This is a genomic window from Polaromonas eurypsychrophila, from assembly GCF_014641715.1.
Lineage (GTDB): Bacteria > Pseudomonadota > Gammaproteobacteria > Burkholderiales > Burkholderiaceae_C > Polaromonas > Polaromonas eurypsychrophila.
On sequence record NZ_BMIG01000003.1, the window covers coordinates 178544 to 192893 of the forward strand.

General features: G+C 61.3%; 13 protein-coding genes. 5 read left to right on the top strand and 8 right to left on the bottom strand.

The genetic code is table 11. From position 1 onward, the window contains the following. Positions 1–16: 16 nt before the first annotated feature. The 3 genes from rpmA (at position 17) to proB (ending at position 2707) form a co-directional block, all read left to right on the top strand. Positions 17–274, top strand: a complete 258-nt coding sequence (gene rpmA, locus IEX16_RS05775; RefSeq protein WP_188707393.1) for a 50S ribosomal protein L27 — start codon at positions 17–19, stop codon at positions 272–274. 130 nt (positions 275–404) lie between these two features. After that, entirely contained in the window at positions 405–1487 is a 1083-nt protein-coding gene (gene cgtA, locus IEX16_RS05780) for an Obg family GTPase CgtA (protein WP_188707394.1), read from the top strand. Positions 1488–1570: 83 nt separating this feature from the next. Beyond that, positions 1571–2707 (top strand): glutamate 5-kinase, encoded by a 1137-nt coding sequence (proB, locus tag IEX16_RS05785; protein ID WP_188707395.1) that lies wholly within the window; start codon positions 1571–1573, stop codon positions 2705–2707. On the opposite strand, the gene IEX16_RS05790 is transcribed toward proB, so the two are convergent. Then, complete coding sequence (locus IEX16_RS05790; RefSeq protein WP_188707396.1) at positions 2697–3200, bottom strand: CNP1-like family protein; 504 nt, start codon at positions 3198–3200, stop codon at positions 2697–2699. The genes proB and IEX16_RS05790 overlap by 11 nt on opposite strands. Beyond that, on the bottom strand, positions 3190–3879 hold the full coding sequence (locus tag IEX16_RS05795) for an RNA pyrophosphohydrolase (protein WP_188707397.1): 690 nt from the start codon (positions 3877–3879) through the stop codon (positions 3190–3192). Before IEX16_RS05795 ends, IEX16_RS05790 begins: the two co-directional genes overlap by 11 nt. 114 nt (positions 3880–3993) lie before the next feature. Between IEX16_RS05795 and IEX16_RS05800 the strand changes: the two genes are divergently transcribed. Beyond that, the gene (locus IEX16_RS05800; RefSeq protein WP_188707398.1) at positions 3994–5736 is read left to right on the top strand and encodes a proline--tRNA ligase; all 1743 of its coding nucleotides are present in this window, start codon (positions 3994–3996) and stop codon (positions 5734–5736) included. Further along, a complete protein-coding gene (locus tag IEX16_RS05805) occupies positions 5733–6374 on the top strand; it encodes a lytic transglycosylase domain-containing protein (protein ID WP_188707399.1) in 642 nt (213 codons plus the stop codon). The genes IEX16_RS05800 and IEX16_RS05805 overlap by 4 nt, the downstream gene beginning before the upstream one ends. Here the strand turns inward: IEX16_RS05805 and eutC are convergent. From eutC to secA, 6 genes are all read right to left on the bottom strand, one after another. After that, positions 6371–7198 (bottom strand): ethanolamine ammonia-lyase subunit EutC, encoded by an 828-nt coding sequence (gene eutC / locus IEX16_RS05810; protein WP_188707400.1) that lies wholly within the window; start codon positions 7196–7198, stop codon positions 6371–6373. The genes IEX16_RS05805 and eutC overlap by 4 nt on opposite strands. 13 nt (positions 7199–7211) lie before the next feature. Continuing rightward, complete coding sequence (locus tag IEX16_RS05815; RefSeq protein WP_188707401.1) at positions 7212–8618, bottom strand: ethanolamine ammonia-lyase subunit EutB; 1407 nt, start codon at positions 8616–8618, stop codon at positions 7212–7214. A 179-nt stretch (positions 8619–8797) separates the two neighbouring features. Then, positions 8798–9268: an NUDIX domain-containing protein gene (locus IEX16_RS05820; RefSeq protein WP_188707402.1), complete on the bottom strand. Its 471-nt coding sequence runs from the start codon at positions 9266–9268 to the stop codon at positions 8798–8800. Next, the gene (locus IEX16_RS05825) at positions 9265–10227 is read right to left on the bottom strand and encodes an ATP-binding protein (RefSeq protein ID WP_188707403.1); all 963 of its coding nucleotides are present in this window, start codon (positions 10225–10227) and stop codon (positions 9265–9267) included. Before IEX16_RS05825 ends, IEX16_RS05820 begins: the two co-directional genes overlap by 4 nt. A 19-nt stretch (positions 10228–10246) precedes the next feature. After that, on the bottom strand, positions 10247–11488 hold the full coding sequence (gene argJ, locus IEX16_RS05830) for a bifunctional glutamate N-acetyltransferase/amino-acid acetyltransferase ArgJ (RefSeq protein WP_188707404.1): 1242 nt from the start codon (positions 11486–11488) through the stop codon (positions 10247–10249). Positions 11489–11524: 36 nt separating this feature from the next. Continuing rightward, on the bottom strand, positions 11525–14287 hold the full coding sequence (gene secA, locus IEX16_RS05835) for a preprotein translocase subunit SecA (protein WP_188707405.1): 2763 nt from the start codon (positions 14285–14287) through the stop codon (positions 11525–11527). Positions 14288–14350 lie beyond the last annotated feature (63 nt).

The following is a 14350-nucleotide window of genomic DNA, read 5'->3' on the forward strand; positions in this document are numbered from 1 at the left end:
CAAGGAGTATTGAAAAATGGCACAGAAAAAAGGCGGCGGCTCTACGCGAAACGGGCGCGATTCGCAGCCCAAGATGTTGGGTGTCAAGAAGTTTGGCGGCGAAGTGATCAACGCAGGCAGCATCATCGTGCGCCAGCGTGGTACCAAGTTCCATCCGGGCGTCAACGTCGGCATCGGCAAGGACCACACCCTGTTTGCGCTGGTGGACGGTTCGGTCTCGTTTGCCATCAAAGGCGCGCTGAGCAAGCACACCGTCAATGTGACACCAGCGTAAGCTGATCACTTCGATGGCATCGAAGCCCCGCTTGGTCGGGGCTTCGTTGTTTTGGCCTTTCCTATTTGTGCATTTGTAAACTATCCTTGTGTTGTCCGGCTGCGCCTGCGGTCGGATCGCCCCTCACACCATGAAATTTGTTGACGAAGCCTATATTGACATCGCTGCGGGCGATGGCGGGAGCGGCTGCGTCTCGTTTCGCCACGAAAAGTACAAGGAATTCGGCGGGCCCAACGGCGGCGATGGTGGACGCGGCGGTCATGTGTATGCGGTGGCCGATATCAACCTGAACACCTTGGTAGATTTCCGCTTTTCTCGCCGCCACGAAGCGCGCAACGGTGAACATGGCATGGGTTCGGACATGTTTGGTGCCAAGGGCGACGACATTATGCTCAAGATGCCGGTGGGCACCATCCTGACCGACTCTGAAACCGGCGAGGTTTTGTACGAACTGCTGGTGCCCGGCGAGGAACTGTTGATTGCGAAAGGCGGCGACGGTGGTTTTGGCAACCTGCGCTTCAAAAGCTCGACCAACCGCGCGCCGCGCAGCAAGACACCCGGCTGGCCCGGCGAGCGCAAAAGCCTCAAGCTCGAACTCAAGGTGCTGGCCGACGTCGGCCTGCTGGGCATGCCCAATGCGGGCAAATCGACCTTCATCACTGCCGTGTCCAATGCGCGGCCACGTATTGCCGACTACCCCTTCACCACCTTGCATCCCAACTTGGGCGTGGTGCGCGTGGGGCCTGAACAGAGTTTTGTGGTCGCCGACCTGCCCGGCCTGATTGAGGGCGCCTCCGAAGGCGCCGGCCTCGGTCACCTGTTTTTGCGTCACCTGCAGCGCACCCGCCTGTTGCTGCACATTGTGGACATGGCGCCGTTTGACGACAGCGTGGACCCGGTCGCGCAAGCCAAGGCCATTGTCGGCGAGCTCAAGAAATACGATGCGGCGCTTTATGACAAGCCGCGCTGGCTGGTTCTCAACAAGCTGGACATGGTGGACGACGACAAACGCGCCGCCCTGGTCAAGGATTTCGTCAAACGCTTCAAGTTCAAGGGCCCGGTGTTCGAGATTTCTGCCCTGACGCGCGAAGGCTGCGAGCAGCTGGTCAAGACGATTTACCAGCACGTCAAGAGCGTCCAGAAAAGCGAGCAGGAACCGGAAGAGATCGACCCGCGATTCGTCGACTTGCCAGGCGGGCCTGACACGCCCTGAGACGCTTTCGGCTTCGATTGCTACGATATTCATAGCTAGCTACGCCCACCCGACAGGGTCTGGAGCACTAAAACCACCAGAACATGCAAGAAAAAACAGGTTCCCAGGTTCTTCTCAATGCCAAGCGCATCGTGGTCAAGGTCGGCTCCAGCCTGGTCACCGATGAGGGACGTGGCCTCGACGCCGCGGCCATCGGCCAGTGGTGCCAGCAACTGGCGGTGCTGGTCAAAAGCGGCCGCGAGGTCATCATGGTCAGCAGCGGCGCGATTGCCGAAGGCATGAAACGCCTGGGCTGGGCCACGCGGCCCAAGGCCATCCATGAGCAGCAGGCAGCGGCCGCCGTCGGTCAGATGGGCCTGGTCCAGGTCTACGAAAGCCAGTTGCGCGACAACGGCGTAGGCAGCGCCCAGGTATTGCTGACCCATGCCGACCTGGCCGACCGCGAGCGTTACCTCAATGCCCGCTCCACCCTGCTGACCTTGCTGCAGCTCGGCGTGGTGCCAGTGATCAATGAAAACGACACCGTCGTCAACGACGAAATCAAGTTTGGCGACAACGACACCCTCGGCGCACTGGTCGCCAACCTGGTCGACGCCGATGCCCTGATCATCCTGACCGATCAGAAAGGCCTGTACAGCGCCGACCCGCGCAAGGACCCCGCCGCGCGGTTTATCAGTGAAGCCAAAGCCGGCGACCCCGCGCTGGAAGCCATGGCGGGCGGCACCGGCTCCAGCATTGGCAAAGGCGGCATGATCACCAAAATCCTGGCAGCCAAGCGGGCGGCCGGTTCAGGCGCCTCCACTGTGATCGCCTGGGGGCGGGAGCCGAACGCCCTGATCCGCCTGACGCAAGGCGAGTCCATCGGCACCCTGCTGTTGGCCCAGACGCCGAAAAACCAGGCACGCAAACGATGGATGGCTGACCACCTGCAACTGCGCGGCTCGGTGGCGGTCGATGCGGGCGCCGCCGTCAAGGTACGTGACGAAGGCAAAAGCTTGCTGCCCATCGGCATGGTCTCTGTGCAGGGCGAGTTCTCGCGCGGGGATGTGATCGCGGTACATGACGCCGCAGGCAGCGAAATCGCGCGCGGCCTGGCCAACTACTCCAGCGCAGAGGCCAGACTGATTTGCCGCAAACCTTCAACGGAATTCGAAAAGCTGCTGGGCTACACGGGCGAAGCCGAGATGGTCCATCGGACCAATCTGGTGCTCACCAGCTAAAACGACTGAAGCGGTTGAGTTTGAGCTGACGGGTGATCTCGTTGACAGAGGAGGCCTGTGCCGCGCCATCGCAAGCGCCAGCCCTGGCGAATGCCAGCGCATGTTTGGAAGGCATGTTGCCGAACAGCGACCGCCATTCAGGCTGGGCCGCCAGAGTCCATGCGCCGGACGGGCTGTAGCGCGCATAGGTCTTGACCTCGCCAGTGACGCAGCGCAGGCCTTCATACAGAATGTTGCGTGCGCCGCTGGCGCTGGTGGCGACCATCACATAACTGAGCACGCCGTCTTTCGAAATCCGGAGGGTGGCCGGGTCCACCCCATAGGTCAGCGATGAGGCTTGGGACACATCAAAAGTCAGCAGTTTTCCCGTATCAAAAGCCGGCGGCGGCGCAACCGCTTCTTCCTTCCAGTCCGCCAGTTCGGCGTCCCGTTGCGCCCAGGCCCCGGCTGACAGGCTCAGCAGACACATCATCACCAGCGATTTAGAGATCATGATTTTTATTTCGGGAAACGGCCGCCAAACTGGTTTGCGGATCCGGTTCAAAAGTAGCGCCTGGCGGCAGTTCAAACGAGGCACCCGGCAACCCGGTCGAATGCAGACTCTGCTCGCCGCTGCCAGCTTCGCCTGGATCACGCTGGCGCATGCCACCACGCAGATAGCGATTGCGGTGATCCGGCCTGGCATCAAAACGGTTGTCGACGCGCGGCACAAAACGGGACAGCTCTGTCAATGCCATTTCGTAGACACCGCGCTTGAATTCAACAACAACGTCGAGGGGCACCCAGTAGTCGTTCCAGCGCCAGGCGTCGAACTCCGGATGATCGGTCGCACGCAGGTTCAGGTCCCAGTCGTGGCCGACCAGTTGCAGCAGGAACCAGATTTGTTTCTGGCCTTTGTAATGTCCGCGCGCATCGCGGCGGATAAACCGGTCAGGCACCTCATAGCGCAACCAGTCCCGGGTCCGGGCAAGCACCTGCACATGTTGCGGCATCAGCCCCACTTCTTCGTGCAATTCGCGGAACATGGCCTGCTCGGGATTTTCGCCCCGGTCAATGCCACCCTGCGGAAACTGCCAGGAGTGAGTCCGTATGCGCTTGCCCCAAAAAACCTGACTTCTCTGGTTGAGCAAGATGATGCCGACGTTGGGCCGAAAGCCGTCCCGGTCAAGCATAATCAAACCTCAAATTTTTTAAACTGAGTCCATTATGCACAGCAGAATGCTCAGAGCCAAGCGCACGCCGGGACGGTCGTCCCAAAAACTTCACGAAGCCCAGAAAAACAAGCCATGAAAGCATCCCAGTTCTTCATTTCCACGCTCAAGGAAGCGCCTGCGGACGCCGAGGTGGTCAGCCACCAGCTCATGATGCGGGCGGGCATGATCAAGAAACTGGGTGCCGGCATTTACAACTACATGCCCATGGGGCTGCGCGTGATCCGCAAGGTAGAAGCCATCGTGCGGGAAGAGATGAACCGCGCCGGTGCTGTTGAAATGAGCATGCCGGTGATCCAGCCCGCCGAGCTCTGGCAGGAGACCGGCCGTTTTGAAAAAATGGGGCCGGAACTCCTGCGCATCAAGGACCGCCATGGCCGTGATTTTGTGGTCCAGCCGACCAGTGAAGAAGTCATCACCGACGTGATGCGCCAGGACATCCGCAGCTACAAGCAATTGCCGAAAAACCTGTACCAGATCCAAACCAAGTTTCGTGACGAACGCCGTCCGCGTTTTGGTTTGATGCGTGGGCGCGAGTTCACCATGAAAGACGCCTACAGTTTTGACCGCGACCAGACTGCCGCCAAAGCCAGTTACCAGATCATGGCGCAGGCCTATCGTCGGATTTTTGACCGCTTTGGCCTGAGCTACCGCGCGGTGGCGGCAGACAGCGGCGCCATCGGCGGTGACCTCAGCGAAGAGTTCCAGGTGATCGCTGCGACCGGCGAAGACGCCATCGTTTACTGCCCGGACAGCGACTACGCCGCGAATATGGAAAAAGCGGAAGCGCTGGCGCCACAGGGCGAGCGAAAAGCGGCCGCGCAGCCCATGACAAGAACGGCCACACCGGGCAAGGCCACTTGCGGCGAGGTGGCCGAACTGCTGGCCATCCCGCTGGCGTCGACGGTCAAGTCGCTGGTGCTGGCCACGGACGAACTCGACGCGGCTGGCAAAGTCGCCAAGACGCAGGTCTGGTTGCTGCTGCTGCGCGGCGACCACGACATGAATGAAGTCAAGGTCGGCAAGGTCGAAGGCTTGGCGGGTTTCCGCTTTGCGACCTTGCCGGAGATCGAGGATCACTTCGGCTGCAAGCCCGGTTACCTCGGCCCGCTGAATTTGAAGAAGCCGGTCAGGCTGGTCACCGACCGCGAAGTCGCGGCGCTGGCAGACTGGGTTTGCGGCGCCAATGAGCCTGACTTTCATATCACCGGTGTCAACTGGGGCCGAGACCTGCCTGAGCCCGAACTCGTCGCAGACCTGCGCAACGTGCTCGCCGGCGATGCCTCGCCCGACGGCCGGGGCGTGCTGGCCATCGAGCGCGGCATCGAGGTCGGCCATGTGTTTTACCTCGGCACCAAATACAGCCAGGCGATGAACGCGACCTTTCTCGGGGAAAACGGCAAGCCACAGTTTCTCGAAATGGGCTGTTACGGCATCGGCATCACGCGCCTGCCGGCCGCTGCGATTGAACAGAACCATGATGAACGCGGCATCATCTGGCCCGACGCGATTGCGCCTTTCACCGTGGTGCTCTGCCCGATCAGCCCGGACCGTTTCCCCGACGTGAAAGCCGCGGCCGAGAAGCTGCATGACGAATTGCTTGCTGCCGGCGTGGACGTGATCCTGGATGACCGGGGCGAACGTCCGGGTGCGATGTTTGCCGACTGGGAACTGATCGGCGTGCCGCACCGCGTCACCCTCGGCGACCGCGGCCTCAAGGAAGGCCAGATCGAATACCAGCACCGTCGCGACACGGCCGCCAGCAGCGTAGCGGTCGGCGAGGTTTTTGCATTTTTGAAGGACAAACTGGCCGCATGAGGGCAGTGGCGTCCGACCCCGCCAGCCCTGCAAGGAGAATATGCCTCCAGTCCTTGTCGGCCGGGGCTTTTCTGCTATTTATTTCAGAGCAAGTCAACGCTGGCGGGCAAATTGAAGAGCCGCTGATCGACTCGGTGCGCACCGCACTGAGTTCGGCCATTGCCAGCCAGGCGCCGCCGATTCCCGAGTTTCGCGACACCGAGAGCCGGCTGGCTTACCTGCGCTGGCTGGGCACCATGAGCGACAGGCTGCACAAGAAAAAACCGGAGTGGCAGATTCGCAAGGAATTTTTGCAGACCGTATGGTACGAAAGCAAACGCGCCGGGCTCGACGTGGCGCTGGTGCTGGGCCTGATTCAGGTGGAGAGCAACTTCCGTAAATTCGCCGTCAGCCGTGTCGGCGCGCGCGGCTACATGCAGGTCATGCCCTTCTGGACACGCGTGATCGGCGACGGCGATGCCGGCAAGCTGTTCCACATGCAGACCAACCTGCGTTTTGGTTGCGTGATCCTGCGCCACTACCTGGACCGTGAAAAAGGCGATCTCTTCATGGGTCTGGGCCGCTACAACGGCTCGCGTGGCAAGGCGCCCTACCCCGACGCGGTGCTTGGCGCCAAAAAACAGTGGGACTTCAGCTAATCCCGTTCCAGCAGAAAATTGCCACGCGCCACGCCCTGCAGGCCGGAATCAACAGCGCTGTCATCCTTGAGCCGGACACCCGACAACTGCCGTCGGCGCATCTGCGACACCAGGTAAAACGCTTTGGCTGCGGCATCCTCATGCGACAGGCCGGCGGGGCGAACATTGGATATGCAGTTGCGGCGCTCATCCGTCAGCCCCACACGCGGCATCCAGGTCAGGTAGATGCCCAGGCTGTCAGGTGAGCTCAGCCCAGGACGCTCGCCAATCAACAGCACCACAAGCCGGGCACCCAGCAACTCGCCAACCTCGTCGCCCACCGCCACCCGGCCCTGTCTGACAACGGTCAGCGGCGCCAGCACCCAGTGTTCCGCCGCGATAAGCCGCATCACGGCGTCCAGCAGGGGCACGGCATGTTGTGCAATCGCCAGAGCCGACAAGCCATCCGCGATCACAAAAGCGATGTCACAGCGCCTTCCGTCTGGCGGCTGCGGCAAAGCCCTTAGGCGCTCACGCGAGGCATCGTCCAGACGTCGCCCCTTGTCGGGGTGCTGCAGGTACTGCAGGCGGTCACTCGCCGCACTGTCCAGCACCAGGCAAGTATCGGCGCGGGCAAGCTGCGCAGTTTCCAGATCCTTCAGCAATTGCGGCACATCCAGCGCCAGATGCACCGCATCGCGCGCCCGCGCATGGGCCAGTTGAAACGCCAACTGCGGCTGGGTCGGCAGGCTGACACCCGTCCGCCCCAGCGCGATTCGCGCGGCTGTGAACTGGCGCAGTGCTTGCCAGGGATTGGCAAGCACGGACGGGGGCGGCGGCTTCATGTGTTCATCCGGTTCAGCTCAAGCGCAGCAGCGCGTCACGAAATGCCGGCGGCACCTGATGCGCCAGTTGCACCGGCCCCCCGCCCTCGCTCGCACCCGTGATCTGCATCTTTTCCAGCCAGGCCTCGAACTCTGGCGCGGGGCGCAGGCCCAACACTCTGCGCGCATACAAGGCGTCGTGAAACGAGGTGCTCTGGTAGTTGAGCATGATGTCGTCAGACCCCGGCACACCCATGACAAAGGTGCAGCCGGCCACGCCCAGCAAAGTCAGCAGCACGTCCATGTCGTTCTGGTCGGCTTCGGCATGGTTGGTGTAACAAACGTCGCAGCCCATGGGCAAGCCCAGCAACTTGCCGCAAAAATGATCTTCGAGCCCGGCACGAATGATTTGCTTGCCGTTGTACAGATATTCCGGTCCGATGAATCCCACCACACTGTTGACCAGCAGCGGTTTGAACTGGCGGGCCACCGCATAAGCCCGCACTTCACAGGTTTGCTGGTCCAGGCCGTGATGCGCTTGGGCCGACAAGGCGCTGCCCTGGCCAGTTTCAAAATACATCACGTTGTTGCCCACTGTGCCGCGCCCCAGGGACAAGGCAGCGCTTTGCGCCTCGGCCAGCAGTTTCAGGTCAATGCCGAAGCTGCGGTTGGCCGCCTCGGTTCCGGCAATCGACTGAAACACCAGGTCCACTGGCGCACCGCGCTCAATCGCCTCCAGTGTGTTGGTCACATGGGTGAGTACGCACGATTGCGCCGGAATGGCATACCGCTGGATGATGTCGTCCAGCATGCCGATCAACCGGATGACTTGCGGCAGGTTGTCGGTGGCCGGGTTGATGCCGATCACCGCGTCGCCACTACCGTAGAGCAGGCCGTCAAGCAGGCTGGCCGCGATACCGGCCGCGTCATCGGTCGGGTGGTTGGGCTGCAGCCGCGTGGACAAGCGCCCTGGCAAGCCGATGGTGTTGCGAAACGCCGTGACCACGCGGCATTTTTGCGCCACCAGAATCAGGTCCTGGTTGCGCATGAGTTTGGAGACGGCCGCCGCCATTTCTGGCGTGATGCCGGCCGCTACAGCCGCCAGGGCAACACTGTCGACTGCATCGCTGAGCAGCCAGTTGCGGAAGTCGCCCACCGTCAGGTGGCGGATGGGCGCAAAGGCGACCGCGTCATGGCTGTCAATGACAAGCCGGGTGATTTCGTCGTCTTCGTAGGAAATCACGGTGTCGTTGAGGAACCGGACCAGCGGCACCTCCGCCAGCGTCATCTGCGCCACCACGCGCTCTTCATCGGTGGCTGCGGCCACACCGGCCAGCACGTCCCCCGATCGAAGCGGCGAGGCTTTTGCCAGCAAGTCTTTCAGATCATGAAAGTGGTAAGTGGCAGTGCCGGCGGTGTGACTGAAAGCAGGGTCAGGCATAGCGACAAATCCTCAAATTCAGCTCCCAGCAGAACGGGTAGCAAGGCTATCTTGAGGCCATTTGTGCGGCGCAGCAACACGGCACGCTTAAATTCGGCCATTTCATCTGAATTTTTGATGAAAAAGCCATCTAACCCATATCTGGTGAGCGATAGTAGCTATCAATAACAGAGCATGTTTCAAACCCGGGTGTGGGTCAGCCCGGAAAATTTGCGCTCCTCGGCAAACCACAGCAGCACCGGCAGCGTGCCCGGCAGCACCGGCTTCACTTGGACCGGCAAGCGCTGCCAGGCAAACAATTGACCCTCGCGCATGTGCAACTCGCCCGTCCAGTCAAACACCTTGCAGAAATTGAGCCGCACCAGGGCGTGTGGGTAGTCCACCAGCTCCACCTTCCAGGCTTGGGCCTTGCTTATGGTGATGCCGATTTCTTCATGCAGTTCGCGGCGCAGCGCCTGCTCCACCGTCTCGCCGGCCTCCAGCTTGCCGCCGGGGAACTCCCAATAACCCTCGTAGACTTTTCCGGGTGGTCGTGAGGTCAGCAGGAAGTCGCCGTCGGACCGCAGCAGCACACCCACCGCAACATCCACCACCTTGCGATCCGCACCGCCCTCGCGCGGGCGATCACCGTCGGCGACCAGCACGCTCATGTGGCGTGATCAGCCGCCTGGTCGCCGGGGTCGGACGCCGCACCCGGACGTTCATACGCGGCGATGGGCGCTGCGGTGACCGGCCGCTGCTCGCTGTCACGACCGGCGTAGTCGCGCGCGAACTGGTAGGCGACACGGCCGCTGCGCGAGCCGCGCTCAAGCGCCCAGACCAGCGATGCCGGTTTGGCCGCACTGATGGCGTCAGGCGTCACGCCGAACGACGACAGCCACTGCGCGACGATGGTCAGGTACTCGTCCTGGCTGAAGGGGTAGAAGCTGACCCACAGGCCGAAACGTTCGGACAGCGAAATCTTCTCTTCCACCACCTCGCCGGGATGCACCTCGCCATCCTCGCTGCGAGAGTAGGTCAGGTTTTCTGTCATGTATTCCGGCAGCAGGTGGCGCCGGTTGCTGGTCGCGTAGATCAGCACATTGGGTGTGGCGGCCGCGACCGAGCCGTCGAGAATGGATTTGAGCGCCTTGTAGCCGGGTTCACCCTCCTCAAAACTCAGGTCATCGCAAAACACGATGAATTTTTCGTTCAGGCCAGAGACCACATCAACGATGTCATGCAGGTCGGTCAGGTCGGCCTTGTCGACCTCGATCAGGCGCAGGCCGCGCGCCGAGTATTCGTTGAGGCAGGCCTTGATCAGCGAAGACTTGCCGGTGCCGCGCGCACCGGTCAGCAGCACATTGTTGGCGGGTTTGCCGCTCACAAACTGCTCGGTATTGCGCCGGATTTTTTCTTTCTGGTCCTCGATTTCCTTGAGGTCGGTCAAATTCATGCTGCCGATGTGTCGCACAGGTTCGAGCGAGCCATGGCCGGAGCTGCGCTTTCGGTAGCGGTAGGCGACCGAGGCGCTCCAGTCAGGCGCCGACAGCGGCTGCGGCAGCACCGACTCAATGCGCGCCAGCAGGGACTCTGCGCGAACCATCAGGCGTTCAAATTGCTCGTTCATGGGGCGATGGCTCAGCAGCTTAGCTGCGGTAGTCTGCGTTAATCTTGACGTAGTCGTAGGACAGGTCGCAGGTCCATACCGTGTCCGTGGCCTGGCCCCGGCCCAGGGACACACGCACGGTGATTTCGCTTTGTTTCATCACGCGCTGGCCATCGGCTTCGACATAGTCAACATGCCGGCCGCCGTTTTTGGCCACCAGCACCTCATCCAGATAGAGATCGATGGTTGTCTGATCCAGATCGGCGATGCCAGCATAACCGACCGCCGCCAGGATGCGGCCAAGATTCGGGTCGCTGGCAAAAAACGCCGTCTTGACCAGCGGCGAATGCGCAATCGCATAAGCCACCAGCCGGCATTCCGCAGCGGTTTTGCCGCCCTCGACCTGGACGGTGATGAACTTGGTGGCGCCTTCACCGTCGCGCACAATGGCTTGCGCGAGCTGACGCGCCACAGCCAGCATGGCCGCCTTCAGGGCCTGACCATCGGGGCTGTCCAGCGAGGTGATCTCCGCATGTTTGGCGCGGTTGGTAGCCATCACAACGAAGGAGTCATTGGTCGAAGTGTCGCCATCCACCGTAACGCGATTGAAGGAACCTTCGGCCAGTTCGGTGGCCAGTTGCGCCATCAACCCCTGCGCCACAAAGGCATCGGTCGCGAGGAAACCCAGCATGGTCGCCATGTTGGGGCGAATCATGCCGGCGCCTTTGCTGATGCCGGTGATCGTGACGCTCGCGCCGCCCAAGGTAACGCGGCGGGAGAAGGCCTTGGCCACGGTGTCCGTGGTCATGATGGCTTCGGCGGCCTTGCCCCAGTGTGACGCTTGCGCATCAGCCACTGCGGCAGGCAGGCCGGCGGCAATGCGGTCATGCGGCAAAGGCTCCATGATCACACCGGTCGAAAACGGCAGGATCTGCTCAGGGGCAATATTCAGTTCCCGCGCCAGGGCGATGCAACTCGCCTGCGCACGGTTCAGGCCGTCCGCGCCAGTGCCTGCATTGGCGTTGCCGGTGTTGATCAGCATGGCGCGTATGCCCAGGCTCTTGCCACCATTTTTGGCCAGGTGTTCGCGGCAGATTTGCACCGGTGCGGCGCAAAAGCGGTTCTGCGTGAAGACTGCGCCTACGCAAGCACCTTCATCGAGCAGCAGCACCGACAGGTCTTTGCGCCCGGCCTTGCGTATGCCGGCTTCAGTGATGCCCCAACGCACGCCGGGCACGGGATACAGATCAGCAGCGGGCGTGGCGAGCAGATTGACAGCCATGTTTCTTGACTCCAGATGACGGGCCGCGGGCCGGGTTCAGTTCAGCTTCCCGTGGCAGAGTTTGTATTTTTTTCCGGAGCCGCAGGGGCAGGGATCGTTGCGGCCGACACGCGGCACCGCGCCAGCAGGCAAGGCCTGCTTGTAGCGCAGCGATTCCTCATCCACCGTGGTTTCGACTTCTCCGGTTTCCGTCGGCGCCGTGTAGGTCACATTGGCGATACGTTCTGCCCGGTCTTCCATTTCCTCGGCGGCCTGCCCGAGCTGCTCGCCCGACTGCACCTGGACCGTCATGAGGATTTTGGTGACTTCATTCTTGACACTGTCGAGCAGTTGACCGAACAGCTCAAAGGCTTCGCGTTTGTACTCCTGCTTGGGTTGCTTCTGGGCGTAGCCGCGCAGATGAATACCCTGACGCAGGTGGTCGAGCGCGCTCAGGTGATCGCGCCAGTGTTTGTCTATGCTTTGCAGCAGCACAATTCGTTCGAACTGGGTAAAACTTTCTTCCCCAATTTTCTCGACCTTCCCGGCAAAAGCTGCATCGGCCGCAGCAATCACCTTTTCCAGCAGGTCTTCGTCAGTGATCGCGCTCGCCGCTTCCACTTCCTGCTGCAGTGAGAGCTCGATCTGCCATTCATCGCGCAGCACTTTCTCCAGGCCTGGAATATCCCATTGCTCCTCAACACTTTCCGCCGGAATGTATTGCCGGGTCAGGTCGGTGAAGCAGCCTGCGCGCAGCGAGGCAATCTGCTCGGCCAGACTGCTTGCGTCCATGATGTCGTTGCGCTGCTGGTAAATCACCTTGCGCTGGTCATTGGACACATCATCGTATTCAAGCAACTGCTTGCGGATGTCGAAGTTGCGCGCCTCCACTTTGCGCTGCGCCGACTCGATGCTGCGGGTCACGATGCCGGCCTCGATCGCTTCACCGTCCGGCATCTTGAGCCGCTCCATGATGGCGCGGACCCGGTCACCGGCAAAAATGCGCATCAGTGGATCGTCCAGGCTCAGGTAAAAACGTGAAGACCCGGGGTCGCCCTGGCGGCCGGAGCGGCCACGCAACTGGTTGTCGATGCGGCGCGATTCATGGCGTTCCGTCGCAATGATGCGCAGCCCGCCCAGACCCTTGACCTTTTCATGCTCCTGCGTCCATTCGGTGCGCAGCTTCAAAATTTCAGCGTCCTTGTCCTCGCGAGAGGTCTCCAGCGCGTCCACGGCCTCAATGCGCTTTTCCACATTACCGCCAAGCACGATGTCGGTGCCGCGGCCGGCCATGTTGGTCGCAATCGTGATCATGCCGGGACGGCCGGCCTGGGCCACGATGTCGGCCTCACGCGCATGCTGCTTGGCGTTGAGCACCTGGTGCGGCAGCTTCTCCGCCTCCAGCAGCTTGTCGATGATCTCGGAATTTTCAATCGAGGTCGTGCCCACCAGCACCGGCTGTCCACGCTCGTGACATTCGCGGATGTCCTTGATAGCCGCCTCGTATTTTTCGCGCGTAGTCTTGTAGACGCGGTCTAGCTGGTCGCCGCGGCGGCTGGGCCTGTTCGGCGGGATCACCGTGGTTTCCAGTCCGTAGATTTCCTGGAACTCGTAGGCCTCGGTATCGGCGGTGCCGGTCATGCCGGACAACTTGCCGTAGAGGCGGAAGTAGTTTTGGAAGGTGATCGACGCCATGGTCTGGTTTTCAGCCTGGATCTGCACCCCTTCCTTGGCCTCCACTGCCTGGTGCAGGCCTTCGCTCCAGCGCCGGCCCGACATCAGGCGTCCCGTGAACTCGTCAACAATGACGATTTCGCCGTCCTGCACCACATAGTGCTGGTCACGGTGATAGAGGTTGTTGGCCCGCAATGCGGCGTACAGATGGTGCATCAGCGAAATGTTCGCCGGGTCGTACAGGGTGGAATTCTCGGGAATCATGCCCATGCTGGACAAAATGCGTTCGGCATTCTCGTGGCCCTGCTCGGTCAGGAACACCTGCTGCGTCTTCTCATCAAGCGTGAAGTCGCCAGGCTTAATGACACCTTCACCGGTGCGCGGGTCGGCCTCACCTTCCTGGCGGGTCAGCAAGGGCACCACCTTGTTCATCGCCAGGTACATCTCGGTGTGGTCTTCGGCCTGGCCGCTGATGATCAGCGGCGTACGGGCTTCATCGATCAGGATGGAGTCCACCTCATCGACGATGGCAAAGTTCAGGCCGCGCTGCACCCGGTCGGCCACTTCGTAGACCATGTTGTCGCGCAAGTAGTCAAAACCGTATTCGTTGTTGGTGCCGTAGGTGATGTCGCAGCGGTAGGCTTCCTGCTTTTCCTCGCGCGGCATGTTGGGCAGGTTGATGCCGACGGTCAGGCCCAGAAAGTTGTAGAGCCGGCCCATCCAGCGCGCATCCCGGCTAGCCAGGTAATCGTTGACGGTCACGACATGCACGCCTTTGCCGGTCAGCGCATTCAGGTAAACCGGCAGCGTGGCGGTCAATGTCTTGCCTTCGCCCGTGCCCATTTCGGAGATCTTGCCGTTGTGCAGCGCCATGCCGCCCAGCATCTGCACATCGAAGTGGCGCATCTTCATCACCCGTTTGCTGCCTTCGCGAACCACAGCAAACGCTTCGGGGAGGATCGCATCCAGGGTTTCGCCGGTGGCCACGCGGTCTATGAATTCCCGGGTTTTGGCGCGCAACTCAACGTCGTCGAGCTTTTCAAGCGGTGCTTCCAGCGCATTGATGCGTTCTATGGATTTGCGATAGGTTTTGAGCAGCCTGTCGTTGCGGCTGCCGAAGAGTTTGGTCAGGATATTGGAAGCCATAAATGCGAGGCCGCGCTGGCAGCCCCGGTGAGCTGGCAGTGCGGCCGAAATCCCTTATTGAGT

What these genes read in the sequence shown, in the direction of transcription:
- rpmA (WP_188707393.1), top strand. Translation starts at nt 17, where the DNA reads ATGGCACAGAAAAAAGGCGGCGGCTCTACGCGAAACGGGCGCGATTCG.
- cgtA (WP_188707394.1), top strand. Translation starts at nt 405, where the DNA reads ATGAAATTTGTTGACGAAGCCTATATTGACATCGCTGCGGGCGATGGC.
- proB (WP_188707395.1), top strand. Translation starts at nt 1,571, where the DNA reads ATGCAAGAAAAAACAGGTTCCCAGGTTCTTCTCAATGCCAAGCGCATC.
- IEX16_RS05790 (WP_188707396.1), bottom strand. Translation starts at nt 3,200, where the DNA reads ATGATCTCTAAATCGCTGGTGATGATGTGTCTGCTGAGCCTGTCAGCC.
- IEX16_RS05795 (WP_188707397.1), bottom strand. Translation starts at nt 3,879, where the DNA reads ATGCTTGACCGGGACGGCTTTCGGCCCAACGTCGGCATCATCTTGCTC.
- IEX16_RS05800 (WP_188707398.1), top strand. Translation starts at nt 3,994, where the DNA reads ATGAAAGCATCCCAGTTCTTCATTTCCACGCTCAAGGAAGCGCCTGCG.
- IEX16_RS05805 (WP_188707399.1), top strand. Translation starts at nt 5,733, where the DNA reads ATGAGGGCAGTGGCGTCCGACCCCGCCAGCCCTGCAAGGAGAATATGC.
- eutC (WP_188707400.1), bottom strand. Translation starts at nt 7,198, where the DNA reads ATGAAGCCGCCGCCCCCGTCCGTGCTTGCCAATCCCTGGCAAGCACTG.
- IEX16_RS05815 (WP_188707401.1), bottom strand. Translation starts at nt 8,618, where the DNA reads ATGCCTGACCCTGCTTTCAGTCACACCGCCGGCACTGCCACTTACCAC.
- IEX16_RS05820 (WP_188707402.1), bottom strand. Translation starts at nt 9,268, where the DNA reads ATGAGCGTGCTGGTCGCCGACGGTGATCGCCCGCGCGAGGGCGGTGCG.
- IEX16_RS05825 (WP_188707403.1), bottom strand. Translation starts at nt 10,227, where the DNA reads ATGAACGAGCAATTTGAACGCCTGATGGTTCGCGCAGAGTCCCTGCTG.
- argJ (WP_188707404.1), bottom strand. Translation starts at nt 11,488, where the DNA reads ATGGCTGTCAATCTGCTCGCCACGCCCGCTGCTGATCTGTATCCCGTG.
- secA (WP_188707405.1), bottom strand. Translation starts at nt 14,287, where the DNA reads ATGGCTTCCAATATCCTGACCAAACTCTTCGGCAGCCGCAACGACAGG.